We start from the raw sequence: 24,567 nt of genomic DNA on the forward strand, positions 1-24,567 counted from the left end.
CAATGCGCACCACAAGACCTATCGAAAGAAGTGCCCGGCACGTGTTTAATTCACTTTCCGATCGCCTGACAGAAACCTTCAAGAACCTGCGCGGCAAGGGCCGCCTGAGCGAAGCGGATATCGACGGTACCGTACGCGAGATCCGTCGCGCCCTGCTTGACGCCGACGTCGCCGTGCCGGTGGTTCGCGGCTTCGTGGCCCAGGTGAAGGAACGCGCTCTGGGTGCCGAGGTCTCCGAGTCGCTGAACCCGGGCCAGCAGGTCGTCAAGATCGTCAACGAGGAACTCGTGGGCATCCTCGGCGGGGAAACCCGCCGGCTGAACCTGGCCAAGAACCCTCCCACGGTGATCATGCTCGCCGGCCTGCAGGGCGCCGGCAAGACCACCCTGGCCGGCAAGCTGGCCAAGCACCTGAAGGCCGAAGGCCACACCCCGATGCTGGTGGCCTGCGACCTGCAGCGCCCCAACGCGGTCAAGCAGCTGCAGATCAACGGCGAACGCGCCGGCGTGCCGGTCTACGCACCGCACCCGGGCGTCTCCTCCGAATTCGACACCCCGACCGGCGACCCGGTAGCAGTGGCCCGCGACGGCGTGGCCGAAGCCAAGGCCAAGCTGCACGACATCGTGATTGTCGATACCGCCGGCCGCCTGGGCGTGGACACCGAGATGATGGCCCAGGCCGCGAACATCCGCGCCGCCATCAACCCGGATGAAGTGCTCTTCGTCATCGACGCGATGATCGGCCAGGACGCGGTCAACACCGCCCAGGCCTTCCATGAGGGCGTGGACTTCACCGGCGTGGTCCTGTCCAAGCTGGACGGCGACGCCCGCGGCGGCGCCGCCCTGTCGGTGGCCTCGGTGACCGGCAAGCCGGTCATGTTCGCCTCCACCGGCGAGAACCTGGACGACTTCGAGATCTTCCACCCGGACCGCATGGCTTCGCGCATCCTGGACATGGGCGATGTGCTCACCCTGATCGAGCAGGCCGAGAAGAACTGGGACAAGGGCGAAGCCGAGCGCATGGCGAAGAAGTTCGCCGATCAGGAAGACTTCACCCTGGACGACTTCCTCGCCCAGATGGCCCAGATCAAGAAGATGGGCTCGATGAAGAAGCTGCTGGGCATGATGCCCGGCGCGCAGATCTCCCGCCAGCAGCTTGAGCAGTTCGACGAGCGCCAGATCGACCGCGTGGAGGCCATCGTCCGTTCGATGACCCCGCATGAGCGCGTGGCCCCGAAGATCATCAACGGCTCTCGCCGCGCACGCATCGCCAAGGGCTCGGGCGTCTCGGTCTCCGAGGTGAACCAGATGCTGGAGCGCTTCGGCGAAGCGCAGAAGATGATGAAGAAGATGGCTGCCGGCGGCGGCATCCCGGGCATGCCGGGTGCCGGCAAAGGCGCAGCCCGCAAGGCGAAAGCCAAGGGCAAGGGCAAGAAGCAGAAGTACGGCAACCCAGCCAAGGCCGCGCAGGCCGAGCTGGAGGCCAAGAACAAGAAGGCCGCAGCCCCGAACGGTGCCGCCTTCGGCGCAGGCGCCAACCAGGACTTCGATCCGTCGAGCCTGAACCTGCCAGCCGGCTTCGAGAAGTACCTGGGCAAGAAGTAGGCCTTGATTCCCTGTACAGGGAAGTGACCGCGCCATGGGAACTGGGAACCAGTTCCCATGGCGCGGTTTTCCTTTGCGCAGCACAGTGCCACCTATGATTGATAGATAACGACAATCCCACCCGCGAAAGGGGTCCGCCTCCGTGGATTCAACCGAGTTCAACTACCTCAACCTGGAATTCATCTTCATGGGCGACAAGCCTGATGCGGCGGCGCTGATCCGCACCGCGCTGGCCGACCGGCGCCTGCTGGGATTCATCGGCGGGGCTGTTGAACGCGAGCATTCCACCGAAGTGATGGCCGAGGTGGCCACGGTGAGCGAAGCCCGCGATGCGGTGCTCTACCGCATTGATGCCAAGGGCAAGCTGCGCGAAGGCTCGCGCGTGACCAAGCTGGTCCACGAGCTGAAGAACTCCACCGGTGCCGACTACGTACTGGTGGACGGGGACGAGATCGACGGGCCCAACCCGGATGAGGAGCTGCTGGGCGACTACGGCACTTCCAGCGAGCTGCTGCACGGTCCGAAGCTCAAGGGCTCCGAGCTGGTGCTCGCGGCAGGCTTCGAGACGAACGAGATCACCGTGTGGGAGCACGGCGCCGGGCTGATGGCCATGCCCAAGGAACCGGTCTATGCCCCGAGCATCGGGCGTTCAAACCGCCCATACCTGTCCCTGGACCGTACCGGCAATGTCATCACCGCAACCATCGAAGCCAAGGGGCCGCGGCTGGAGCCGTTCGGTTCCTCGATGTCCATGACGGTGGACCTGGAACGCACCGTCATCCTGGAGCCGGAAGCCGGCAGCCCGGCAGCGGTGCGCCTCGAAGAACTGGATCACCTGCTCCATGGCTGGGACGAGACGGAACTGGAGCTCATCGAGCAGCTGGTCGAGGATCCTGCCCACCGCGCCGAGGCGCAGCAGCTGGCTCGCGGCAGCAGGGATTTGAAGGATCTCAAGCGCCTGCTGACGCTGCTGGGCTTCGATGCGCGCAGCGTCGACTACCTCACTGGCCGTCCGCTGCCCGAAGAACGCCGGGTCATCACCACCGGCGGCCCATACAAGACCATCAAGTCGGCCCTGGCCGAGCAGGAGCGCGAAGCCACGGGCCTGGACCGGCTGCTCTACCGCCACAACTGGAACCCCAAGGCGCTGATCGGTTCAAGCGCAGCGGTGCTGGCATCCGGTGCGGCAGTGCACCTGGTGCTGGCCAAGAGCGAACGCTTTGCCTGGCTGCCCAAGCCGGCGCGCCAGCTGCTGATGCTGGCCTGGTACGCCGACGGCGCCTTCTACCTGGGCAAGGGCATTGTCGACGCGCTGAAAGCCAAGCGCAGCCGCTAGCCAATCGCAGCAAACCAGAGGCCAGCCCGGCAGGTAGCGAGAATGCTTCCTGGCGGGCTGGCCTTTGCCGCAAAGTCCTAGCCGCGGTCCTTGAGTTCAGGGAAATCGGTATCCCGGTACTCTCCGCTGACGCTGGTGCCGGCCGCATGCCGTTCCTCCTCGGCCAGGCGCAGCTCGACGCGGCGGATCTTGCCCGAGATGGTCTTGGGCAGGGTGGTGAATTCCAGCCGGCGGATCCGCTTGTAGGGGGCCAGCTGCTCGCGGCAGAAGCCGAGGATGTCCTTGGCTACCTCGGCGGATGGCTCCAGGTTGCCGGCCAGCACCACGAAGGCCTTGGGCACCGAGAGCTTCAGCGGATCAGGAGAGGGCACCACGGCCGCCTCGGCCACCGCAGGATGCTCCAGCAGCACCGACTCCAGCTCGAACGGGCTGAGCTTGTAGTCGCTGGACTTGAAGATGTCATCGGCGCGGCCCACATAGGTCAGCACGCCTTCCTCATCGCGTTCGGCGATATCGCCGGTGTGGTAGACGCCGCCCTGCATCGCTTCGGCGGTTTTCTCCTCATCGGCGAAGTAGCCCTTCATCAAGCCTGCCGGAGCCGGATCAAGCCGCAGGCAGATTTCCCCGATTTCGGCCAGCTGCCCGGTGGTCGGGTTGCGCAGTTCCACCGCATAGCCCGGCATCGGGCGGCCCATTGCGCCGACCTTCACCTCGGTGCCCGGCGAATTGGCGATCTGCACCGTGGTTTCGGTCTGCCCGTAGCCATCGCGGATCACCTGGCCCCATGCCTTGCGCACCTGGTCGATGACCTCTGCATTCAACGGCTCGCCTGCGGAGACCAGCTTGCGCGGGGGAGTCTTCAGGGTGCCCAGGTCCGCCTGGATCAGCAGGCGCCATACGGTGGGCGGAGCGCAGAAGCTGGTGACCTTCTCCACCGCCATCTGGTTCATCAGCGCCAGCGGATCAAAGCGCTCGTAGTTGTAGACGAACACCGTCGCCTCGGCGATCCATGGTCCGAAGAAGTTAGACCAGGCGTGCTTGCCCCACCCGGGGGATGCCACATTCAGGTGCACGTCGCCTGGTTCCAGGCCGATCCAGAACATCGTTGCCAGGTGGCCCACGGTGTACGAGGTGTGGGTGTGCTGCACCAGCTTGGCCAGCGAGGTGGTTCCCGAGGTGAAGTAGAGCAGCATGTTCTCATCGGCCAGCGTCGGGGTATCCAGGCTGAATTCGGCCGGCGCATCGTGGGACTTGCCGTAGTGCAAGGTGCCCTCGCTGGCCTCTCCGCGCACCTGGACGATCCGGTAGTCCCCGGGGACCGTGTCGAATTTGGCGACCTGGTCATGGCTGGTGATCACCCAGTTCGCGTTGCCGCGCTCGATGCGGTCGGCCAGATCCACGCTGACCAGCTGCGTGGTCGACGGGATGATCACCGCGCCGAGCTTCATGCCCGCCAGCATCACCTCCCACAGGGCCACCTCGTTGCCCAGCATGACGATGATGGTGTCGCCGCGCTGCAGGCCCTCATCCGAGAGCCAGCGGGCCACCTGGGTGGAGCGGCGCGAGAGCTCGGCCCAGCTGTAGCGTGCGGAGCTGCCATCGGGTTCGGTGAGGATCAGTGCCGGTTCATTTGCCCGCGCCGGGTCCTTGGCCACCTGGTCGAACCAGTCGTAGGCGAAGTTGAAATCGTTGAATTCCGGCCAGGAGAACTCAGCCCGGGCCCGGTCGTAGTCATCGCGTGCTGCCAGCAGCAGATCGCGTGCTGCCCGGAACTTGCCGGTATTGCTCATTAGAGTCCTTTGCATGATGGGCGCCAGCGCCCAAGAGAATTCTTCGGTCTTCTGGAATCAATATACTTCAGTGCCCAGTTCTGACGAATTGTTGCGACATCATGCGCGGTAAGAGTGTTGAAGTTCGCAAATTTTGCCCAACAAATTCCACAGCAGGCATACATAGTGCCTGAATGAAGACGTTCTGCGAACTCTGCGGTGGCGCCTGCCGCCTTGTGCCGACAGGCGGTGGTGGTCATTGGCTGGCCTCGGCGCAGACGTGCAGCCAGTATCCGCAAGGAGCATTGGCGGCAAGGAAAAATCCAGAGCGCCTGCCTAAGCCAAGTTCGGAAGGCGCCCTGGATGCTTGGGGCGATTACCCCTTGAGCTTCGGGAAGTCGGTATCCCGGTATTCGGTGCCAGCTGGGGTACCGCCGGTGTGCCGCCGTTCTTCTGCCTGGCGCAGTTCCACGCGGCGGATCTTGCCCGAGATGGTCTTGGGCAGATCGGCGAATTCAAGGCGGCGGACGCGCTTGAAGGCCGAGAGGTGCTCGCGGCAGTAGGCGAGGATCGACTCGGCCAATTCCGGGCCCGGCTCGTGCCCGCCGGATGCGACGATGTAGGCCTTGGGCACGGTCAGCCGCAGCTCATCGGGTGCCGGAACCACCGCCGCTTCGGCCACGCCGGGGTGCTCGATCAGCACCGATTCCAGCTCGAACGGGCTGATCTTGTAGTCGCTGGACTTGAATACGTCATCGGCACGCCCGACGTAGGTCAGCACGCCGCGCTCGTCCCGCTCGGCGATATCCCCGGTATGGTACACGCCGTCCCGGAAGACCTCGGCAGTCTTCTCGGGATTTTCGAAGTACCCCTTCATCAGCCCCAGCGGACGCGGGGTGGTGACCAGGCAGATTTCGCCCACTTCGCCTTCCGCGCCGGTGGCCGGATCGCGCAGCACCACATCGTAGCCGGGCATCGGCCGGCCCATCGCGCCGATGGTGATCGGCTCGCCTGGCGGATTGGCGATCTGCACCGTGGTCTCGGTCTGCCCGAACCCGTCGCGGATCACCTGGCCCCAGGACTTGTGCACCTGGTCGATGACTTCCGCATTCAGCGGTTCGCCGGCCGAGACCAGCTTTTGCGGCGCCGTCTTCAAGGCGCCCAGATCAGCCTGGATCAGCAGGCGCCATACGGTGGGCGGCGCGCAGAAGCTGGTCACCTTTTCGGCGTCCATCTGGTTCATCAGCGCGATCGGGTCAAAGCGGTCATAGTTATAGAGGAAAACAGTCGCCTCGGCGATCCATGGCGCAAACAGGTTGGACCACGCATGTTTTGCCCAGCCCGGCGAAGCGACATTCAGGTGCACATCACCAGGTTCCAGGCCGATCCAGAACATGGTGCTCAAGTGGCCCACCGGGTAGGACGTATGGGTGTGCTCAACCAGCTTGGCCTTGGATGTGGTGCCAGAGGTGAAGTAGCGCAAGAGCGTTTCATCGGCGCGCGTGGGGGAATCGAGCTGGAAACTGGCCTCGGCCTGGTGGGACTTCGCGTAGTCGAGATTATCTTCTGGCACGCTGCCGCCGATCTGGATCAGCGTGTAGTCCCCGGGCACGGTGTCGAACTTCTGGATCTCGGCCTCGTTGGTGATCACCCATTGGATGCGGCCGCGATCGATCCGGTCGGCCAGGTCCGTGGGCGTCAGCTGCGTGGTGCACGGGATCAGGATGGCGCCGAGCTTGATTCCGGCGAGCATCGACTCCCAGAGCTCAACCTGGTTGCCGAGCATGATGGCAATGGAGTCCGAGCGGTTCACGCCCTGGTCGGCGAGCCAGCGGGCCACTTCGGTGGAGCGCTCGGAGAGCTCGGCCCAGGTGCGCCTGATGGAGTTGCCGTCTCGTTCGGTGATGATCAGCGCCGGCTGATCCGCCCGCTGCGGATCCTTGGCAACCTGGTCAAACCAGTCAAAGCCGAAATTGAACTCACTGAACTGAGGCCAGGTGAACTCGGCCCGTGCCTGCTGGTAATCGTTGCGCAATTCCAGGAGCCGATCTCGGGCAGCTCTGAATTCATCGGTAACGCTCACAACTAACCTTCCCTCGCGTGGACAATGGTGCCCCGTCGATAGAGTGAGGCGGATCACTGGCCAATCTACTTGGAAGTCCAAGGGTTTGAAAGCGTTGTTGCCGACCGAAGTCTTGAATCACCTGAGGCCGGGGGTGTTGAATTAGTGTATGAGCCAGCAGCCCAAGGTGCTTGTCTGTGGTCCGTCCAGCTGGAATCAGCTGGTTGAGCTTGACCACCTGCCCGAACCCCGCCCCCAGCAACTCGTCGCGAACAGCGCATGGCGTACCGTCGGTGGCACTTCTGCGGGCAAGGCACTGCACTTGAGTTCGCTGGATGTCGCCACCGAGCTCTTTACCCAGATAGGCGACGATGAATCCGGGCGTGCGCTGCGGCGTGCGCTCTTGGGCGCTGGCATCAACCTGCAGGTGGTGCCCAGCGCGAGCACCGAGCAGCATGTTAACCTCATGGCTGGCGGCCAGCGGGTCTCGGTCTATCTTGCCACGCCGTCCACTCCCGCGGATGCGGCTGTCGAAGCCGTATGCGCCGCGGTGCGCGAAGCCGATCTGGCGGTGATTGATCTGAGCGAGTTGGGGTTGCGGGTCATTGAGCGATTGCGTGGGCCGGCCGTGCCGCTGTGGGTCGACCTGCATGACTTTGATGGCTTTACCTCGTTCCATCAGCCATTCCTGGGCGCGGCTTCTGTGGTTTTCATGAACGATGATGCCACCAGTGACCCGTGGGAGCTGCTGGCCGGTTGCCTGCGCCGCGGCCCCGGTCTGGGTATTTGCACGCTGGGGGAGCAGGGCGCGGTGGCCATGGATCGCCAGGGTCGGCGTTGGGAAGTGGCCGCGCCAAAGGTCGAGGTGGTCGATACCAATGGTGCCGGAGATGCCTTCATGGCGGGATTCTTGGCGGCCCGGCTGCGCGGCGCGTCAGTGCAGGCGTCGATGGAGGCGGCTGCCAGCAGTGCGGCGGCAGCGCTATCGAGCAGGCATCTGCACCCGAAGCTCGCCCAGTTGCCAGCCTAGCGGAGCGGTGCACCCGATGCGTTCAATGGCGTGATCACCGGAACACCAGAATTTACTTGAGGCATCAAGTAAATTGGAGTAGGGTGATATCCAACAGGAAGTCCTGATCGGAAAGAAGGCGCTGGAGATGACCATGCTCAAAGAAGACAAGCTCGCCGCAACCACCCACATGAACGCCGTGCAACTGAAGGTCGGCGACATGAAGACCATGAGCGAGTACTACCAGAAGGCACTGGGCCTTGAGGTGCTGGCCGAATCCGCCGAAAGCACCCGCCTGGGCCGCGGCACCCAGGAACTGGTCAACCTGCAGAACGCGCCAGGCCTGCAGTTGCCATCGCGCAACGAAGCGGGGCTCTTCCATACCGCACTGCTCTTCGAAACCAAGGCCGATCTGGCAGCCACCGTGCTCTCGGCGGCCCAGTTCGACCAGAGCCGCTTCGTGGGCAGCTCGGACCACCTGGTCTCCGAAGCCTTCTACTTCACCGACCCGGAAGGCAACGGCATCGAGCTGTACTGGGACCGTCCGCGCGATACCTGGAGCTGGAGTGGCGGCGAGGTGGCCATGGATACCATCTATCTGGATCCGAACAGGTTCCTCAATGAGCACCTGAACGAGCAGGCCATCACCGGACAGCGCCAGGCCGCCGCCGATATCGGGCACGTGCACCTGCAGGTTGGCGATGTCGCCACCGCCCGCCAGTTCTACGTCAACACCCTGGGCTTCGACGAGACCACCACGCTGGGCAACCAGGCGCTGTTCGTCTCCGCTGGCGGATACCACCACCATATGGCCATGAATGTGTGGAACTCGCGCGGCGCCGGGCCGCGCAAGGACACCCTGGGCCTGGGAGAGGTGCTGATCAACGTCCCGACCGAAGACGAGGTGGGCAAGCTGGCCGAACGTCTGGCCTTCGCCAAGGTGGAGAATCACCATACCGGCGCGGAGCTGCGTTTCAAGGACCCATGGAACAACGAGCTGCGCGTGGCCGTGGGCTGATCCAGACTCCGGCCCGACAGCTTAATTGCCCCGGGCGCCCGCCAATTCGGCGAGCGCCCGGGGCATTCCCATGTTCAGTCGCTTGCGGATTGCACCGAATCCAGGTGCTCGGCAATGTGCCGGGCGGTCAGCGGCTGGGTTTCGAAGGGCCGCAGCATTCCGGCCGCTGCCTGTTCAAGCACCTGCTCGGCGAAGGCCGCAGGGTCCGACACCTGCAGCGGCGTGAGATCCTCCGGGGCGTACCGCCACCATTGGGAGGCCTTCAGCGCTTCGGTGGTCTGGGCATCGAAGCGGTCGCGGATCTTCTTCGCCGGCAGCCCGCCCACCACGGTGAATGGCGCCACGTCCTTGGTGATTACCGAATTCGAGGCGATGACCGCGCCATCACCAATCGATACCCCATGGCCCAGGGTGACCTTCTCGCCGATCCACACGTCGTTGCCGATGGTGATCTTCCCCGGCGTGTAGCCGTACTTCGCCGTGCCCAGTTCCACGCCGCGATCGGCGCAGTAGGTCTGCATCAGCAGCCGCTGGTTGTAGAACACCGGACTGGTCGAAGCCCACTCCAAAGGGTGCTTGGCACCCATGACCGACAGGCCCTTGGCGATCGAGGTGAAGCGCCCGACGCTGATGGCCTTGTTGAGCTTCGAATGCGTGTAGGAGAACGCGCCCATGCGCGGTAGGGCTGTTCCGCTGGTGCCCCAGAAGGTGGTGTAGGGATCCAGGGCGAGGTCTTCCTCGTAGCTGACCCAGGCATCGGGATTGTAGGTGCTTCCGGTGTCTTCGAATTCCTTCATGCCAGGAACCGTCATGAGGATCCGGTGGCTCTTGAGCAGCGGCCGCAGCTGGGACATCTTGATTCGCATGCGATCGATTTTATCGAAGCGGGCTTGGAGAATTGTCCATGGGCGCGGAGCACGCGCTGGATGCCGGCTACTGCTCGGGGCGGAAGGAGAGGTTCTTCTGCGTGGTGAAGTAGGGCAGGATCATCGATTCGGGCAGGCCCAGGCGCTTCATTCGAGCGTCCTTGCCCACCCGCAGCCGCAGGTTCACATCCACTGCCGTGTCCTGCTCCGGGATTTCGCCCAGCAGCTGGGGATCCACGTCGAAGAAGGCCAGTTCTCCCTCCACGCCGGTGCTGGGCACCGAGGCGAGTTCTTCGTTGCTACCGCGGTTGACGAAGACCAGCTCGAAAACGGCATCGGCTGGCAGGCCATCGAGGTCCGCATGATGCTCCACCTTCACCTGCAATCCCTGGCCTTCGGGGAATTCCACGCCGCGCAGCCGCGCATCGAAATGCGGGACGTCGTTGGTTGCGGCCTTCTTCTTGAACAACTTGGCGATGGACACGGTTTCCTCCCAGAGCGAGACGAGATCGCGAGACTGGTACTCGCGGGCAAAGGTGCGGGCTTGCTGCGACATCCTCGCGGCCAGCGCAGGGTCTTCCATGAGCTGCTCGACGCGGTCCGCCATCAGCTGGATGTCCCCATGGGGGACCAAAAAGCCGTTGTCCCCATCGGTGATGCTGTCGGCGGGGCCGAAGTTGATGTCGAAGGACACCGGAATGCATCCCTGCGCCTGGGCTTCGAGGATCACCAGGGCCTGGCCCTCGTTGGTCGAGGTGAACAGCTGGGCCAGGCAGGAAGCGAAGCGGCGAGGGAGCTGGTCGGAGAAGCCGTGGAAGACCACCGTCTCGCCCAAGCCCAGCTCCGCGGCCCGCGATTCCAGCGCATCGCGCTCGTTGCCCTCGCCCACGATGTGCAAGGTGGGATGCTTGCCGCGGCGCGACAGCTCGTGGATGACATCCAGTGCGGCGGCTACATTCTTGTTGGGGGTCAGCGAACCGGCGACGATCAAATCCGTGGCGCCGCGTTCGGGTTCCGGCGGCTGGAGAACCGAAGGCTTCAGCGGATTGGGAATGACGAATGCCGAGTCGGGGTTCCCGAAGCGCTCGACATAGGCCCGGCGCTGAGCGCGGGTCAGGAAGACGAACGCATCCCAGTTGGCGCGTTCCTCGATGATCGGGCCGTGGCCCTTGGAAAGCTTGCCGGTGGCTAGATCCTGCCCCTTGGCCACATGGATGCTGTGGAAGGCGAACACCTTGGGCACATGCACGGTTTTCCACGAGGCCAGCATTGCCGCGGTGAATTTGCTGTCGACCACCATCAGGGAGTCCGGGTGGTCGACGATCTGCGAGAGCCAATAGCGGTAGAACGATGCAGCGCTGTTGAAGCGCGCCACCAGCATTCCGGTGCGGTCGAATGCCTCGAGGATGCGCCGGTGCTTGCCGTCATGGAATTTCGTATCGGTCAGGAAGGCGGTGCCGTCGCCGCGGAAGTAGGCGGTTTGCCTGACCTCGCCTTCCGTGCCGGCCACGCTGTGCTCGCAGAACACGCCGGCGCCGCCGGGATGGCGGACCGATTCAGTGAGGGTGAAGTCCTGGTGCGCGGGTTCCGCTTTCCTGCCCGGGATACTGTCCTGCGGCTGCAGGTCGTGCTCGGCCAGGTGGATGTAGGGGTTGAGTACCTGGACCTTGGGCGAGAGCTTGCCGCGTTCCACGAGCTCTTCGGCGATCTGCGGAATCTGCGCATTCGGGGCGAAGGTGATCACTGCCGCCGAGCCATGGCGCTCGGCGAAAGCCGCCGCGCGCTGGGTGCAGACTGTGGTCATCCCGCCGAATTCGCGCTCCAGTTTCCACGTCACCATATAGGCGTGAAGATGCTGTTTCTTGAATTCCACGGCGAATGATCCTTAGGTTGACCACAGGAAAGTTAATTTCACACGAGAACAGGAAGTACCTCGCGCCAGATTTCAGCCTACGGGCTGAAGCTAGGCGGGCGCTGGAAATGCGCCGTTGTGCCGGTCACATCGCGTCATTTGCGCAGCGGGCAGGGTGCTCGCCGGATGCGCCGAGTATGCCGGAATCATGGGAAGAATCGCCCAGCTGCCCGCATCCCTTGCCCTTCTGGGCGAAACTTCCTACGGTCGTGGGCATGGGGTACTTTCCCCGCATTTGTTGGAGGCGTAGCGCGCCTCCGGTAAAGGACGGCACGTCATGTCGAGCAAATCCCCGCGCAAGGGCGAAGCGAAAAAACCAGGCAAGAGCATCAAGGAGAAGCGCGCTGAGAAGCGGCTGAAGCACGCGGAGAGCGCTGTCGATCCGGTGCGTAAGGCCGCCAGATAACCACTGATTGAGCGCGGCACCTTTCGGGGCCACTAGTTAACAGCATCGAGTCCCTGCCTACGGCGAATGACGCCGGGCGGGGACTCGATGCCCATTAATGGCTGGAGCCGCATGCGGCCGCTATGGCAGCTGCGGGTCGACCTCGAAGTGCTCGGCCACCTGGGTGATGACCTCACCGGCGCCCTGCAGCGAAACCGCGGGCAGGAAGACCGAGTCGTCAACCGGCATGACCTCGCCCTCCAGCTTCTTCCATAGCGGGTTGGAGGTGAACTTCTTCTCCTGGGCGCGCGACGCGTCACCCTCGGCACCTTCCGGCGCCCAGGTGGACTGGAAGATCACTGCGGCATCCGCCTTCAGGATTTCCTCCGGCGAGAGCGGAACGATGATCGATTCGGTGGTGTCCGGCGCGTCCTCCGGACGCGGGATGCCCCTGTCGACCATGATCTCGCCGATGAACGAATCGGTGGCGTACAGGCGCGCGGTGTCCTCGCAGGCGAAGCGCACCAGCGAATAGGTGGTCTCCGGCTTCTTCGCCAGGATTTCCTTGCCTACCGCGGCGGCGGTGATCGTGCTGGGACTGGTGGCCGCGGCGCTGCTGCGCAACCAGCGCGAGGTGCTGGCCCTGGATTCGGGCACCTCCCGCGCACTGGGCATGCACCTGGGCCGCGACCGGGTGCCGATGCTGGGCATCGCCTCGCTGCTGGCCATCGCCGCGACCGTGATCGCCGGGCCGCTGGCCTTCGTCGCGCTGGCCAGCGGGCACGCCGCCCGGCTGGTGACCCGCGGCACCATCCCGCCGGTGCCGCATGCGGCGCTGATCGGGGCGATCTTCGTGCTGCTGGCCGACTTGCTCGCGGCCTGCGCGTTCCCGGTGATCCTGCCCGCCGGGGTGGCTACCGCGGTGATTGGCGCCCCGTACTTGATCGTCCTGGTCATCCGCCAGTCCAAGGTCCGCCAGCGCGGATAGCAGCTTATCCACATTTCGCGGCATCGGCCCGGCCAGCGCATTTGGACGGGGCGATGCTGGGTCCATGGGAATCCACCAGCTAGCCGCAGCGACCCAGATCCTGCGCGAAGCCATCAACGGGGCCCTGCCGCGCCAAGCGGCCGGAGTGCTCCTGGAGCTGGTGGCTTCCTGCCTCGCGCTGCTGGCCAAGCTGTCTGCCGCCCTGCGTGAGAGCGATGACCCGCGGGTGGCGGCCGCCCATGCCCGGCTGGTTGAACTGCTCTACCGCTACACCTTGCGCGAGCAGCTGCGCAGCGCCATCCACCTCGAATCAACCGGCGCCCACCTGCTGGAAGACGACGAGCTGGCGGCCGTCGCGGATTCAACAGCCAATTTGGCCCGGCCGGCCCGACAGCACTCGGGCCGCGCCCACTACCAGAACACCGGCGACTTCCTGGCCGGGTGGCTGGGGCTCAATGCCCACGAAGGGCAGCATCGGGTCAGCGACGCCCACCTGCTCATCGCCCGCCGGCTGATGGATGGCAGCACCGCTGCGCCGCGCTTCGCCCAGCTGGCCAAGCTCTACGCCGAGGCCCCCGCACTGGATCCGCGGATGGTGGCCCGCGCTGCCCGTGCCCTGGACAAGTTCGAGCCGGCAGACACCAGCTTCCAAGGCCAGCCGCTGCAGCCCACCGCATGCAACGCGCAGGGGCAGCTGCTCGAAGAACAAGCCGCCGAGCTGCTGAAGGAACCCGATCGAGCCACCCGCGAAACCAGGCTCGCGGCCATGCTCAATGCCGAACGCAAGGCCCGCACGCAAACCCGGAACCCGCAACCAGGCATCTATCCGCGGGGCACCGTCGGGGACTGCGACAAGTACGAGCTGCTGATCGGCGGAACCCAGCGCGAGGAATTCCGCTCCACCCTGGCCCAGGCGGATAATCCGCGCACCACGGCAGGCAAGGCCGCCCGCGCGGCCGGGGCCGCCCCAGACGCAGCGCCAGGCCAACAGGCTAACGCCGCGGACGAGCCAGCCAGCGACGACTTGTTCAGCAGCAGCGAGCCTCCGCCACCCTGGGCCCAAGCAGAACAAGAAGAACACGAAGAGCACTGCGAGTCTGAGGACCACGAGGACGCAGAGTCCAACTCTGCGGCGTGGCAATCAGGCACCCAAGACGCTCAAGGAACTGAGCGCCCTGAAGGCACTGAAAGCACTGAAGGCACTAGGGATTCCGCCTTTCTTGGCGATGGGGACGTGCCCGTGCCTCAGCGTCGGCTCAATGCACTATTGGCCGCGCTGAAGCAGCATTCGACAGGGTCTCCAGCCAAGGGCATCACGCCAAGGATCGGCATCCACATCCAATTGAACGACCTGCAGGATCTGGGTGATCCAGGCAAGCTGGGAGCCACCACAGATCATGGGTTGAAACTCGATTCCGTGGATACCGCCCAGCTGATCTGCCAGGGTGAAATCTACCGGGTGGTGTTCGGGCCCGATGGCCAGCCGCTGGATGTGGGGCGCAAGGAACGCTTCTTCACGGAAGCGATGAAACGGGCGATCTTCGCCCGAGACCGTGGATGTATTGTCCCGGGATGCAGCGCACCACCGGAAATGCTCGAATACCACCACAACGATTGGTGGGAGCGAGGCGGGTGCACCTCGACGCGCAACGGCAGCTGCCTGTGCCGGCGGCACCACCATGCCGTCCATGCCGGGTTGCTGTCCGTGGTTACGGTCGGGGGACTGGCGCACATCCTGCTGCCCAAGCACCTAGATCCGCTGCAAACGCCGCGAAGAAACAGTGTCCCGGTAGCCGCCTGAGCACGCCGAATGCCCAGCTGCGCCGCCATGGCGGCTGGTGCACTAGGTTACGGCCGCGAGAGCGCGACCTTCAGCCCGAAGCCGATCAGTACCGTCCCGGTAATCCGGTCCATCCAGGACACCGCCTTGGCTGAGCTCAGCCAGCGTCCAGCGATCCGTACTCCGAATACCAGAATGGCGGCCCACATCAGGGTGAGGGCAACATGCACGGCGGACAGGCCGACGCCCATGAGCAGGGCATTGCTGCCGGCAGGGGTGAATTGCGGGATGGCCGCGATATAGAAAACGCCGATCTTCGGGTTCAGCACGTTGGTGACCAGACCGGTCAGGTAGGTTCGAATGCCGCTTTGCGGGACCGGGATTTCGGTGCTCGGCAGCTGCTTCTTGCGCAGGCTCCGGTAGATCATCTGCCCGCCCAGGAAGACCAGGTAGGCAGCGCCGGCGTAAGTGAGGATCTGGTACGCCAGCGCCGACGCGGCCAGAATTGCCGATGCTCCGGCGGCCGCGGCCACGCCCCAGACGAAGACACCAGTGCAAATCCCCAGCCCGGCCAGCATGGCCTCGCCGCGCCCACGGGTGATCGCCGAACGAAGGATCAACGCAGTATCGACACCCGGAATCAGGGTCATCAAGGCGGCAACGGCGCTGAAGGCCAGCAAAGCGGAAGTGACGGTCATAGAATAAATACTAAGAGCTCCAAATCAGCGTGGCCTCCGGGGTGAGCAAGCTCATGATCATTGCCCGACACGTTGCGCCAGATGGAGTTGGCCAGCCAGCCTGCTCTCTGGCATAATTGCAGGGTACTCGATTCGCAGTGGCCCCTCTCTCCGCTACGAATCCTGTCCTTTTAGAGTCCAACCAGTAAGGCCTGCCCCACAGGTGCCAAAAATTGGATTCGACCATGTTGAGAAACAGGAGACCACAAAAGTGGCCGTAAAGATTCGTCTGAAGCGCTTCGGCAAGATGCGCGCACCTTTCTACCGCGTTGTCGTCATGGACTCGCGCGCCAAGCGCGATGGCCGTGCCATCGAGGAGATCGGCAAGTACCACCCAACCGAGAACCCATCGGTTATCGAGATCGATTCGGATCGTGCACAGTACTGGCTGTCCGTTGGCGCACAGCCAACCGAGCAGGTACACGCACTGCTGAAGGTCACCGGTGACTGGCAGAAGTTCAAGGGCATCGATGGCCAGGAAGGCACCTACAAGGTTGCCGAGCCTAAGCCAGCATTCGTTGCTCCTGAAAAGGGTTCCGTGATCCTCCCAGAGGCAATCACCAAGAAGGCTGAGAAGCCAGCTGCTGAAGAGGCAGAGGCCGAAGCAACCGAGGCTGAGTAACAGTGCTCGTTGACGCGCTAGACCATCTGGTACGCGGGGTTGTCGAGGAACCGGAAGACGTCAAGGTTGCCTTGAAGTCCACCCGCCGCGGCGACCTGCTCGAAGTTCGTGTGAATCCTGAGGATCTCGGTCGTGTGATCGGACGCCAGGGACGCACCGCGCGAGCACTGCGCACCGTGATGGCAGCGTTGGCCAAGGAGCCGGTACGTGTCGATGTAATCGACACCGACCGTCGCCGAGGCTGAACAACTTAGAAGTCTGACTTGTAAGTTGGCTTCGAAACGAAAGGAGTTTCCGTCCTGAGAAGTGACGGGAACTCCTTTTCGTGTTTACCCTAGAATTTCCAATCCAGTCTCCCGGCGCACGCCACGGAACTTAGTGCAGAAAGAGCAGCAGACTATGCGATTGCAGGTTGCCCGCATCGGCAAGCCCCACGGCATCCGTGGTGAAGTCACCGTCCAGGTCATGACCGACAACCCGGAAGAGCGCTTCACCGCTGGCGAAGAATTCATCGTCGTCGACGGCCCGGTCAAGACCTTGACCATCAAGAATGCCCGCTGGAACAAGACCATCCTGCTGCTCGCCTTCAAGGAAATCGCCGACCGCAACCAGGCGGAAACCCTGCGTGGCGCACGCCTGGAAATCGAGGTCTCGGACGAGCCGGAAGACGACTCGGACGAATGGTACGAGCACGAATTGCTGGATCTGAAGGTCATGCTCGATGGCGAGCAGGTCGGCGTCATCACCGCGCTGCGCACCAATCCAGCCCAGGATCTGCTGGTCTTCGAAGACGCTGACGGCGAGGAAATTTACCTGCCGTTCGTCGACGAGTTCGTGCCGGAGATCGACCCGGAAGCCGGCATCGTGGTCATCACCCCGCCGGCAGGTCTGCTGACCTTGAACAGCGATGAAGAAGGCAGCGAAGAAGAGGGAACAAAGTAAGCCATGCGTCTGGACGTCATCTCGATTTTCCCTGAGTACCTGCAGCCGCTTTCGCTGTCGCTGATCGGACGCGCCGCGCAAGACGGCATCCTGGATCTGAATGTCACCAACCTGCGCGACTTCACCGCCGACAAGCACCGCAAGGTCGACGACACCCCCTACGGCGGCGGAGCCGGCATGGTGATGATGCCCGAGCCGTGGGGACAGGCCCTTGACTCGGTACGCCCGGCCGATGCGCAAGGCCCCAAGCCGACGTTGATCGTACCATCGCCTGCAGGCACCGTCTTCAACCAGCAAATGGCCTACGACCTTGCCGAAGAAGAGCACCTGGTCTTCGCCTGCGGCCGCTACGAGGGCATCGACGAACGCGTCATCGAGTACGCGCACGAGAACTTCAACGTCATCCCGGTATCCATCGGCGATTACGTGCTCAACGGGGGAGAGGTTGCCGTCATGGTGATGGTGGAAGCCATCGCCCGGCTGATCCCCGGTGTCATCGGCAACCCTGAATCCCTGGTGGAAGAATCCCACTCGGATGTCCTGCTGGAATACCCGGTGTACACCAAGCCGGCCTCTTGGCGAGGCCGCGATGTCCCGGAGGTGCTGCTCGGCGGCAACCACCAGCGGGTGGGACGGTTCCGCCGCGATGAGCAGATCAAGCGCACCGCTGCGCGCCGCCCTGACCTGATCATGCAGCTGGATCCCGAGAGCCTGAACCGGAAGGACCGCGATGCCCTGTGGCACAGCGGATTCGCGCTCGTTGACGGTGCCATTACCCCCAAGTCCGAACTGGACTGGGCCACCGGTGCCGACACCGAGGCGGGCTAAGAGGGCAAAATCACTCGAAGCCATTTCGGGCAGACTCGCGTCGGCTTCGCTGATACGGCATAATTGTCTCTTGGTGTGTTTTTGTTCGACTCCTGCCGCAGGGGGAAGTTCGAGCCATAGAAGACCGCCGCATCGATTGCTAGGGGCAATCGATGGTACAACGTTCCGGGGATTTCACTGGTTTCGACCGGTGTCGGGCCCCGCTACGAGGATTCGGTGACCTGCGGCATTGATCCTAGGAGATGCACCATGCATATTCTTGACTCTGTTGACGCAGCTTCGCTGCGCTCCGACGTTCCAGCCTTCGCCCCAGGCGACACCTTGAAGGTGCACGTCAACATCATCGAAGGCAAGAACTCCCGTGTTCAGGTCTTCCAGGGCTACGTGCTTGGCCGCCAGGGCCGCGGCATCGGCGAGACCTTCACCGTTCGCAAGGTTTCCTTCGGCACCGGTGTTGAGCGTACCTTCCCAGTTCACTCCCCAATCATCGAAAAGATTGAGGTTGTGACCAAGGGCGACGTGCGTCGTGCAAAGCTGTACTACATGCGCGATCGCCACGGCAAGGCTGCTCGCATCCGCGAGAAGCGCGACTTCGGCGCAAAGAAGTAATCTGCGTTCTTCGATGAACCGGATTGCACGCACCGAGCGGGCAACAACGAAGCGCCAGGCCTTTTCATGGGTCTGGCGCTTCGCTGTACTCGCAGTTATTCTCGGCCTGCTGGCCACCATTCTTCTTCGAACCACGGTGATCGATGTCTTCCGTATCGAGTCCAACTCGATGGAGCCCACGCTCAACCCTGGCCAAAGCATCTCCGTGGACCGCCGGGCCTACTCGGATGCCGAACCGCAGCGCGGAGACATCATCGTTTTCGATGGCCGCGGCTCGTTCCTCCCGTACGCCAAGCCGAGTTTTGCTGATGATCTGCTCTCGGCGTTCAGCCTCGCAGGAAGCAACAACAAGTACGTCAAGCGCGTTATCGGCGTTGGGGAAGACACCGTGGAATGCTGCAGCGCTGATGGGCGGCTGCTCGTTAACGGCGAACCCGTAGACGAGCCGTACATCTACCCCGGGGATGCTCCGAGCGAACAGGAATTTTCCGTAGAAGTGCCGGAAGGCCGTTTGTGGGTCATGGGCGATCACCGGTCCACGTCCAAGGATTCGCGCTCGTTGCTGGGTGCCAGCGGCGGCGGGATGATCAGTGTTGAACGGGTTACCGGCAAGGCCGCAGAGGTAATTTGGCCTCTCGATCAGCGTGCGGAGATCCGGTGACACGCCGCAACAACTAGCAAATTCGCTTGCGCCAGATGGGTAGAACTACCCATCTGGCGCATTTTTTCTATGAACATGTAATTAATTTGGTTTGAATTTCACGGCCTAGGAGTTCCTGTGTATCCGGTGTGCAAATTGTGTGGCGACTTTCAGGATCTACCCAGCTGACTAGGGCTTAGAAAGAGTATTCCAATCTTAAACCAACGCTACTGGCTCGTAATTTGTGACCCGAGCCGTTTCGGCCGAAGGCATTTGACTAGGTAAAACGTAACTCTGAGTTTGTATTTTTGTTGGATTCGAAGCTTGAAAAGCTGTGCGGGAACCAAGTATTGTTTCATTTTGGTAACAACACCTGTGCTTACGCGTGCGCCCTTAGGTAAGGGGAAACGCAAGCACTCGCACCATAAATCTGGGAGAAGCGTTAATGCCACATCCAAAAAAGAAGACTGCGCAACGCGGCATCGTTGCAGCAGCCGCGACCGCTTTGGTGGTCGGTTCGAGCTTCATGCCTGCAGCGGCAGCGCCGACGGTTTCCGAATCGCCGACTGCTTCCACTCCGTCTAGCGAGAAGCCATCGCCGAGCGCCAGCGCTGTCGATACCGAAGGTCTCGACAAGGCTATCGAACGAGACCTCGACAAGTCGGTTGAGGAGTACGTCAAGGACGGGGAAACGAGCGACGCTGTTTCCAAGGTTCGCGACGAACTGAACGAAAAGGGCGTGGAAGCCACTGCCTCGGTGAAGGACGGCAAGGCCGAAATCACCGTCGGCAAGGACGACGCCGACAAGGCGAAGAAGATCATCGCTGAAACCGCTACTCCAGCACCTACCACGTTGGAAATTAAGGTCCTCGATGCTGAGGTCAAGACTCCACGACAGGTCTACAAGGAACTTGCGAAGACCGTTGCGCCGAAGGAAATGAAGCGCATTACCGCGATTCTGAACACCGCCGAAGGCCTGAAGATCTATGCTGAAGGCTTCGAGAAGAAGGAAGCCAAGGCTCTCGAATCCCAGGCTGCCGAGCTCTCGGCCGAGGACCTGACCATCGAAGAATTCGTCAGCCAGGCCAAATACGTCGAGGGTGAAGAAGGCTCCGGCGTCGCCGAGACTACCGCCCTGGAAGACGTCTACGGTGCAATGGGATACGCCATGGACCAGTCCGGCCAGCCTTCCGACGCAACCACCGTTTGCTCGCTGGGCTTCAACGCCTGGAACTCCGCCGGTGAGGATGCAGTCATTTCCGCAGGCCACTGCTCCCAGGACGGCACCACCAAGATTCTTGGTCTCTTGGAGCACTCGTCCCCAAGCCAGATTGAGGGCATCAGTGCCGAACTGGGCACCTTTGGCTTCAACCAGTTCGGTGGTCCGGGCAACTCGGGCTTAACCATCGAAGAACTGAACTCGATGACTGAAGAAGAGTTCGAGAACCTGGAGCCGGGCACCGACATCTCGGTGATCGACGACATCAACCCTGAGCTGAACCTGCACGCTGCGGTCTCGCAGTGGCCAGAAGGCCAGGACGAGCGTGACAAGGTCATTAACGTGACCGGCGTGTCCAAGGCCGTCATCGGGTCCGAGGCCTGCTCGGCTGGCCGCACCACCGGCTGGAGCTGCTCGGAAATTTACGGCGAAGGCGTCTTCTTCGTCTACGGCCAGAACGACACCGTGCGTTCGGTCTGGGGCTACTCCGCAGAGAACCCGGGCCAGACCGTGCTGGACCAGGGCGACTCCGGTGGACCAGTGCTCGTCGGCAGCAAGGCCGTGGGCATCAACTCCGCCAACTCCGGCGGCGAGGACGGAATCGAGAACAACGCGGACGACGTTGCGATGTACACCTCGCTGGACGATGTCTACAAGAAGGATTACATCGACGGATACACTCTGAAACTCCATATCAATACCCCAACCATTACGGTTGAAAACGGTACTGAAGTAGAGCCTGGCGAAGCAATCACTGGTACGGTTGTTGACGCTCCGGCTGGCACCATCATTCGCGTAGTTGTAGATGGCAAGCTCTACAAGAAGATCGAACTGGGCGCTGATGGGGAGTTCTCGTTCCCTGCTCCGGAAGAAGCTGGAAAGTTCGAATTCAGTGTCGTGGCTAAGAACGGTTACAACCAGTCTAAAAAGGTTAACGGCAACGTCGTCGTAGTTGCACCGGCCGAGGAACCGTCGCCGTCGGAGAGTGCTTCGCCGTCGGAGAGTGCTTCGCCGTCGGAGAGTGCTTCGCCGTCGGAGAGTGCTTCGCCGTCGGAGAGTGCTTCGCCGTCGGAGAGTGCTTCGCCGTCGGAGAGTGCTTCGCCGTCGGAGAGTGCTTCACCGTCGGAGAGCACCTCGCCATCGGCTTCGCCTTCCGAGGATGAATCTGAGGAGCCTTCGGAGTCGCCATCGGCTTCGCCATCGGCTTCGGAAGATGACGAGCAGTCGGAAGCTCCCAAGGACGACGAGCCAAGCAAGTCTGCAACTCCAAAGGAAACTCCGAAGAAGGATGATCCATTGGCAGATACCGGTTCGAGCAGCGTTCCGCTGATCGCTGCCGGTGGTGCAATGGCTCTCGCCGGTGCAGCATTCCTGCTGTTCCGCCGCAGCGCACGCCGCCACGGCTAAGGGATGCCTGACCCACGGGAATAGGTCCTGCTGAAAGTGCCCCGCTACTTTGGAACAAGTAGCGGGGCATTTTTACTTGGCACACATGTAGCTCCTTGGTTGCTCTACGAATCTGGCACTAGCCTGATAGCTAAGATCGTTGCGGCAACGTGAATACCACCGAGGTGTAAATTATGAATTCGAACGCTAGAACTGCACGCACGCCAATCATGCTGGCATCTACCGCCGCCATGGCTGCACTATTGCTTACCGGCTGCGGCCAGGAAACCGATCCGGGCACGCAGCCTACCGCCAGCGCCACGGCATCTGAATCCTCTCAGCAAACAGATAACTCGAGTGAGAATGCCGTGGACCAAGACGCACTGCTGAAGACCAATGACCAGCTGTCCGAAGCATTGGGCGACGACTACGTCCAAGGCTGGATCAAGGATGGGAAGCTGAACGTTTCAACGACCAGCGAAGAACAGCTTTCCACCATTGAAGAAGCCGGGGCCGTCGGGCACCTGGTCCAGTTCAGCAGCGATGAGCTCCGCTCGGCAATCTCCGAAATCATGAAGTGGCAAAGCAAGCAGGAAAACCCGGTGCGCAATGCCATCCATGCCTACACGCTGAATCCTGAGACGGGCGGCATCACCTTGTCGGTGGACAAGAGCCAGCTCGAAGCTGTTGAAAAGCTGATCGAAGATGAGAAGCCCATCGGCGAAATCCCTGTGGACTACAAAGAGAGCGGCGGCATCATGACGCCGGCAGCCACGCAATAGCCAGGCTCCGCTTTGGTGGAACGCACTAGCGGCCAGTCCCTTCGCCGGGGCTGGCCGTTGGCGCGTTCCGGAGCAACTGGCCGTAGCAGTGCAATGATACGTTGGGCCTGATTCGGCACGTAAGATGGGGATAACACGCGACAATGGAAGGCACTAATCGAATCGTGAGTGCAGCATCAGCAGAGACTCCTCGAAACCGGGGTCCACTTTACAAACTATGGCGCTTCGTTCGCGAGATTGTCTTCATTATCGCGATCGCGCTGTTGCTCTCATTCGTGATCAAGACCTTCTTCTTCCGTGCCTACTACATTCCATCCGGCTCCATGGAGCATACTCTCGAGGTCGACGACAGGATTTTCGCCAACCTCATGGTTCCCGGTCCATTCGAACTGGAACGCGGAGATGTCGTCGTATTCCGCGACGACCAGGAGTGGCTGCCGCCGCTGACCGAGTATCCCACCGCATTCCAGAACGTGCTTTCCTTTGTCGGCGTGCTTCCAGCCGCTGATGAGCAGTACCTGGTCAAGCGCATCATCGGCATGCCCGGTGACACCGTTGAGTGCTGCACCGCAGAAGGCGCCATCACCATCAACGGCGAGCCCATCGTCGAGCCGTACATCTACGACGGTGACAGCCCGTCGGATATGGAATTCAAGGTGACCGTCCCAGAAGGAAAGCTCTGGGTGATGGGGGATCACCGTGCAGCCAGCGCGGATTCCCGCTTCCATGCAGATCGCCAAGGCGGATTCGTCGATATCGAATCCGTCCAAGGCCGCGCTTCGGTGATCTCTTGGCCTACTTCTCGCTGGGGCACCATCGATTCCCATGAAGAAGTCTTCGCCAATGTCCCGAACGCAGTGGCTGAGTAGCGTACATGCACATGGCTGATTCCAAGAGCAAGGCAACCACACTCGAGCACGAGCGCGCCCTGGCCGCCAAGCATGGCGTCCGCTACATCGCTGCCGTCGATGAGGTGGGACGCGGCGCGCTAGCTGGTCCGATTACCGTCGGAATGACTGTGATCGATATCCAGCAGGTCAACGAATTCCCTGAACTGCGCGATTCCAAGCTCCTGAGCCCAGAAACCCGGATGTCGCTGGTCGACCCAGTGCGCCAATGGGCGGTCGGCTACGGCGTGGGGCATGCTTCGGCAGCTGAAATCGATGAGCTCGGTGTCACCGGTGCCCTGCGCCTGGCCGGAACGCGGGCCATGACGCAGTGCGCCGTCCAGCCTGAAGCGGCCCTGCTGGATGGCAGCTACGACTGGCTGACAGCCCCTGAACCGGACTTGTTCGATATCCTGGCCGACGACCGCGAGCCCGTGGGCCTGCACATCCCGGTGGCTACCATCGTGAAGGGCGACATGACCTGCCAGGCTATCGCCGGCGCGTCCATCCTGGCCAAGGTCGAACGCGACGGCATCATGGTTGGCCTGGCCACCGAGCATCCGAACTTCGGTTGGGAGATCAACAAGGGCTATGCCACCGCCGCGCATCGCGCCGCGATTGTCCTCCAGGGTCCCTGCGATTACCACCGAAAGAGCTGGAACTTGACTTCGGGTGCTGATCAGGCCCAAGGTGAAGCCACGACAAAGAAAGCAAAGTGATGGCTGCCGACGACCTGGAAAACTACGAGTCCGACATGGAACTGCAGCTGTACCGCGAGTACAAGACCGTGGTGGGGCTGTTCAATTACGTGGTCGAGACCGAACGCCGCTTCTACCTGGCCAACGAGGTAGACGTGAAGACCCTGTCCAATGCCGGGGAAGTGTACTTCGAGCTGAACCTCACCGACGCGTGGGTTTGGGACATCTACCGCCAAGGCCGCTTCGTGAAGTCCGTCAAGGTGCTGACATTCAAGGACGTCAACGTCGAAGAACTCAACCCCGACGAGTTCCAGATTCCCAAAGACGGACTGGGCAACTAGCTCAAACCGCACAGTCATGCGATCGCCGGCCCTGTTTCCAGAACAGGGCCGGCTTTCTCGTTGGCAACGAGATATCCACATTTCGCGGCCAGTGCTGTTGCCGTGGCTTATGAATCTCCGACGATGTTTCCAGAACGGATCATAGAC

Annotated in this window: 25 protein-coding genes; 18 read left to right on the top strand and 7 right to left on the bottom strand. The window is 62.3% G+C overall.

Annotated elements, in window-relative coordinates:
- Nucleotides 1-41: 41 nt before the first annotated feature.
- Both ffh and JOE62_RS08720 read left to right on the top strand, forming a co-directional pair.
- Nucleotides 42-1,604 carry a signal recognition particle protein gene (gene ffh / locus JOE62_RS08715; protein ID WP_066138008.1) on the top strand — a complete coding sequence of 521 codons (1,563 nt, stop codon included), beginning with the start codon at nucleotides 42-44 and terminating at the stop codon, nucleotides 1,602-1,604.
- Nucleotides 1,605-1,746: 142 nt separating this feature from the next.
- The gene (locus tag JOE62_RS08720; RefSeq protein WP_204721916.1) at nucleotides 1,747-2,940 is read left to right on the top strand and encodes a hypothetical protein; all 1,194 of its coding nucleotides are present in this window, start codon (nucleotides 1,747-1,749) and stop codon (nucleotides 2,938-2,940) included.
- A gap of 77 nt (nucleotides 2,941-3,017) precedes the next feature.
- Here the strand turns inward: JOE62_RS08720 and JOE62_RS08725 are convergent, their stop codons facing one another.
- Both JOE62_RS08725 and JOE62_RS08730 read right to left on the bottom strand, forming a co-directional pair.
- Complete coding sequence (locus JOE62_RS08725) at nucleotides 3,018-4,730, bottom strand: AMP-binding protein (protein WP_204721918.1); 1,713 nt, start codon at nucleotides 4,728-4,730, stop codon at nucleotides 3,018-3,020.
- A gap of 355 nt (nucleotides 4,731-5,085) precedes the next feature.
- The gene (locus tag JOE62_RS08730) at nucleotides 5,086-6,792 is read right to left on the bottom strand and encodes an AMP-binding protein (protein ID WP_204721920.1); all 1,707 of its coding nucleotides are present in this window, start codon (nucleotides 6,790-6,792) and stop codon (nucleotides 5,086-5,088) included.
- Nucleotides 6,793-6,940: 148 nt separating this feature from the next.
- Between JOE62_RS08730 and JOE62_RS08735 the strand changes: the two genes are divergently transcribed.
- Entirely contained in the window at nucleotides 6,941-7,801 is an 861-nt protein-coding gene (locus JOE62_RS08735; protein ID WP_204721922.1) for a carbohydrate kinase family protein, read from the top strand.
- Between the two features lie 127 nt (nucleotides 7,802-7,928).
- Nucleotides 7,929-8,798: a VOC family protein gene (locus JOE62_RS08740; protein ID WP_204721924.1), complete on the top strand. Its 870-nt coding sequence runs from the start codon at nucleotides 7,929-7,931 to the stop codon at nucleotides 8,796-8,798.
- A 74-nt stretch (nucleotides 8,799-8,872) separates the two neighbouring features.
- Here JOE62_RS08740 and JOE62_RS08745 read toward each other — a convergent pair whose 3' ends face one another.
- The 3 genes from JOE62_RS08745 to JOE62_RS16530 all read right to left on the bottom strand — a co-directional run bounded on the left by JOE62_RS08745 (nucleotide 8,873) and on the right by JOE62_RS16530 (nucleotide 11,793).
- Entirely contained in the window at nucleotides 8,873-9,664 is a 792-nt protein-coding gene (locus JOE62_RS08745) for a CatB-related O-acetyltransferase (RefSeq protein ID WP_204721926.1), read from the bottom strand.
- Between the two features lie 67 nt (nucleotides 9,665-9,731).
- Nucleotides 9,732-11,537 carry a glycosyltransferase gene (locus JOE62_RS08750; protein WP_204721927.1) on the bottom strand — a complete coding sequence of 602 codons (1,806 nt, stop codon included), beginning with the start codon at nucleotides 11,535-11,537 and terminating at the stop codon, nucleotides 9,732-9,734.
- 124 nt (nucleotides 11,538-11,661) lie between these two features.
- Nucleotides 11,662-11,793, bottom strand: a complete 132-nt coding sequence (locus JOE62_RS16530; protein ID WP_275587976.1) for a hypothetical protein — start codon at nucleotides 11,791-11,793, stop codon at nucleotides 11,662-11,664.
- A gap of 60 nt (nucleotides 11,794-11,853) precedes the next feature.
- Here JOE62_RS16530 and JOE62_RS16535 point away from each other — a divergent pair, with 60 nt between their 5' ends.
- A complete protein-coding gene (locus JOE62_RS16535; protein WP_255209554.1) occupies nucleotides 11,854-11,982 on the top strand; it encodes a hypothetical protein in 129 nt (42 codons plus the stop codon).
- A 120-nt stretch (nucleotides 11,983-12,102) separates the two neighbouring features.
- On the opposite strand, the gene JOE62_RS08755 is transcribed toward JOE62_RS16535, so the two are convergent.
- Nucleotides 12,103-12,585, bottom strand: a complete 483-nt coding sequence (locus tag JOE62_RS08755; protein ID WP_204721929.1) for a TroA family protein — start codon at nucleotides 12,583-12,585, stop codon at nucleotides 12,103-12,105.
- On the opposite strand from JOE62_RS08755, the gene JOE62_RS08760 reads away from it, so the two are divergent.
- Both JOE62_RS08760 and JOE62_RS08765 read left to right on the top strand, forming a co-directional pair.
- The gene (locus JOE62_RS08760) at nucleotides 12,527-12,949 is read left to right on the top strand and encodes an iron chelate uptake ABC transporter family permease subunit (RefSeq protein WP_204721931.1); all 423 of its coding nucleotides are present in this window, start codon (nucleotides 12,527-12,529) and stop codon (nucleotides 12,947-12,949) included. The genes JOE62_RS08755 and JOE62_RS08760 overlap by 59 nt on opposite strands.
- Nucleotides 12,950-13,013: 64 nt before the next feature.
- The gene (locus tag JOE62_RS08765) at nucleotides 13,014-14,750 is read left to right on the top strand and encodes an HNH endonuclease signature motif containing protein (protein ID WP_204721933.1); all 1,737 of its coding nucleotides are present in this window, start codon (nucleotides 13,014-13,016) and stop codon (nucleotides 14,748-14,750) included.
- A gap of 47 nt (nucleotides 14,751-14,797) precedes the next feature.
- On the opposite strand, the gene JOE62_RS08770 is transcribed toward JOE62_RS08765, so the two are convergent.
- On the bottom strand, nucleotides 14,798-15,427 hold the full coding sequence (locus JOE62_RS08770) for a LysE family translocator (protein ID WP_073706331.1): 630 nt from the start codon (nucleotides 15,425-15,427) through the stop codon (nucleotides 14,798-14,800).
- A 250-nt stretch (nucleotides 15,428-15,677) separates the two neighbouring features.
- Between JOE62_RS08770 and rpsP the strand changes: the two genes are divergently transcribed.
- The 11 genes from rpsP (at nucleotide 15,678) to JOE62_RS08825 (ending at nucleotide 24,420) form a co-directional block, all read left to right on the top strand.
- A complete protein-coding gene (rpsP, locus tag JOE62_RS08775) occupies nucleotides 15,678-16,088 on the top strand; it encodes a 30S ribosomal protein S16 (RefSeq protein ID WP_038991489.1) in 411 nt (136 codons plus the stop codon).
- Nucleotides 16,089-16,090: 2 nt separating this feature from the next.
- Nucleotides 16,091-16,333 carry an RNA-binding protein gene (locus tag JOE62_RS08780; RefSeq protein ID WP_038991490.1) on the top strand — a complete coding sequence of 81 codons (243 nt, stop codon included), beginning with the start codon at nucleotides 16,091-16,093 and terminating at the stop codon, nucleotides 16,331-16,333.
- Nucleotides 16,334-16,487: 154 nt separating this feature from the next.
- Nucleotides 16,488-17,030 (top strand): ribosome maturation factor RimM, encoded by a 543-nt coding sequence (gene rimM / locus JOE62_RS08785; protein ID WP_084083780.1) that lies wholly within the window; start codon nucleotides 16,488-16,490, stop codon nucleotides 17,028-17,030.
- Nucleotides 17,031-17,033: 3 nt separating this feature from the next.
- A complete protein-coding gene (trmD, locus tag JOE62_RS08790; RefSeq protein WP_204721935.1) occupies nucleotides 17,034-17,858 on the top strand; it encodes a tRNA (guanosine(37)-N1)-methyltransferase TrmD in 825 nt (274 codons plus the stop codon).
- A gap of 249 nt (nucleotides 17,859-18,107) precedes the next feature.
- Nucleotides 18,108-18,467, top strand: coding sequence for a 50S ribosomal protein L19 (gene rplS / locus JOE62_RS08795; RefSeq protein WP_204721937.1), 360 nt, complete (start codon nucleotides 18,108-18,110; stop codon nucleotides 18,465-18,467).
- Between the two features lie 13 nt (nucleotides 18,468-18,480).
- Nucleotides 18,481-19,128 (top strand): signal peptidase I, encoded by a 648-nt coding sequence (lepB, locus tag JOE62_RS08800; protein ID WP_204721939.1) that lies wholly within the window; start codon nucleotides 18,481-18,483, stop codon nucleotides 19,126-19,128.
- 424 nt (nucleotides 19,129-19,552) lie between these two features.
- Complete coding sequence (locus JOE62_RS08805; protein WP_204721941.1) at nucleotides 19,553-21,733, top strand: S1 family peptidase; 2,181 nt, start codon at nucleotides 19,553-19,555, stop codon at nucleotides 21,731-21,733.
- A 173-nt stretch (nucleotides 21,734-21,906) separates the two neighbouring features.
- Nucleotides 21,907-22,494 (top strand): hypothetical protein, encoded by a 588-nt coding sequence (locus JOE62_RS08810; protein WP_204721943.1) that lies wholly within the window; start codon nucleotides 21,907-21,909, stop codon nucleotides 22,492-22,494.
- A 164-nt stretch (nucleotides 22,495-22,658) separates the two neighbouring features.
- Nucleotides 22,659-23,363 carry a signal peptidase I gene (gene lepB / locus JOE62_RS08815; RefSeq protein WP_338085771.1) on the top strand — a complete coding sequence of 235 codons (705 nt, stop codon included), beginning with the start codon at nucleotides 22,659-22,661 and terminating at the stop codon, nucleotides 23,361-23,363.
- Nucleotides 23,364-23,374: 11 nt separating this feature from the next.
- A complete protein-coding gene (locus JOE62_RS08820; protein WP_204721947.1) occupies nucleotides 23,375-24,100 on the top strand; it encodes a ribonuclease HII in 726 nt (241 codons plus the stop codon).
- Nucleotides 24,100-24,420, top strand: a complete 321-nt coding sequence (locus JOE62_RS08825) for a DUF2469 domain-containing protein (RefSeq protein WP_128470383.1) — start codon at nucleotides 24,100-24,102, stop codon at nucleotides 24,418-24,420. Before JOE62_RS08820 ends, JOE62_RS08825 begins: the two co-directional genes overlap by 1 nt.
- The last annotated feature ends 147 nt before the right edge of the window (nucleotides 24,421-24,567 follow it).

It is taken from the genome of Glutamicibacter nicotianae (genome assembly GCF_016907615.1).
Classification (GTDB): Bacteria; Actinomycetota; Actinomycetes; order Actinomycetales; family Micrococcaceae; genus Glutamicibacter; species Glutamicibacter nicotianae.

Bases quoted from the DNA above. Each gene is read 5' to 3' on its own strand.
- JOE62_RS08805 (WP_204721941.1), top strand. From the start codon at position 19,553: ATGCCACATCCAAAAAAGAAGACTGCGCAACGCGGCATCGTTGCAGCA.
- JOE62_RS08820 (WP_204721947.1), top strand. From the start codon at position 23,375: ATGGCTGATTCCAAGAGCAAGGCAACCACACTCGAGCACGAGCGCGCC.
- JOE62_RS08745 (WP_204721926.1), bottom strand. From the start codon at position 9,664: ATGCGAATCAAGATGTCCCAGCTGCGGCCGCTGCTCAAGAGCCACCGG.
- JOE62_RS08765 (WP_204721933.1), top strand. From the start codon at position 13,014: ATGGGAATCCACCAGCTAGCCGCAGCGACCCAGATCCTGCGCGAAGCC.
- JOE62_RS08825 (WP_128470383.1), top strand. From the start codon at position 24,100: ATGGCTGCCGACGACCTGGAAAACTACGAGTCCGACATGGAACTGCAG.
- JOE62_RS08740 (WP_204721924.1), top strand. From the start codon at position 7,929: ATGACCATGCTCAAAGAAGACAAGCTCGCCGCAACCACCCACATGAAC.
- rplS (WP_204721937.1), top strand. From the start codon at position 18,108: ATGCATATTCTTGACTCTGTTGACGCAGCTTCGCTGCGCTCCGACGTT.
- JOE62_RS08810 (WP_204721943.1), top strand. From the start codon at position 21,907: ATGAATTCGAACGCTAGAACTGCACGCACGCCAATCATGCTGGCATCT.
- lepB (WP_204721939.1), top strand. From the start codon at position 18,481: ATGAACCGGATTGCACGCACCGAGCGGGCAACAACGAAGCGCCAGGCC.
- JOE62_RS08725 (WP_204721918.1), bottom strand. From the start codon at position 4,730: ATGAGCAATACCGGCAAGTTCCGGGCAGCACGCGATCTGCTGCTGGCA.
- JOE62_RS08735 (WP_204721922.1), top strand. From the start codon at position 6,941: ATGAGCCAGCAGCCCAAGGTGCTTGTCTGTGGTCCGTCCAGCTGGAAT.
- JOE62_RS08770 (WP_073706331.1), bottom strand. From the start codon at position 15,427: ATGACCGTCACTTCCGCTTTGCTGGCCTTCAGCGCCGTTGCCGCCTTG.
- JOE62_RS16530 (WP_275587976.1), bottom strand. From the start codon at position 11,793: ATGCCCACGACCGTAGGAAGTTTCGCCCAGAAGGGCAAGGGATGCGGG.
- trmD (WP_204721935.1), top strand. From the start codon at position 17,034: ATGCGTCTGGACGTCATCTCGATTTTCCCTGAGTACCTGCAGCCGCTT.
- JOE62_RS16535 (WP_255209554.1), top strand. From the start codon at position 11,854: ATGTCGAGCAAATCCCCGCGCAAGGGCGAAGCGAAAAAACCAGGCAAG.
- rimM (WP_084083780.1), top strand. From the start codon at position 16,488: ATGCGATTGCAGGTTGCCCGCATCGGCAAGCCCCACGGCATCCGTGGT.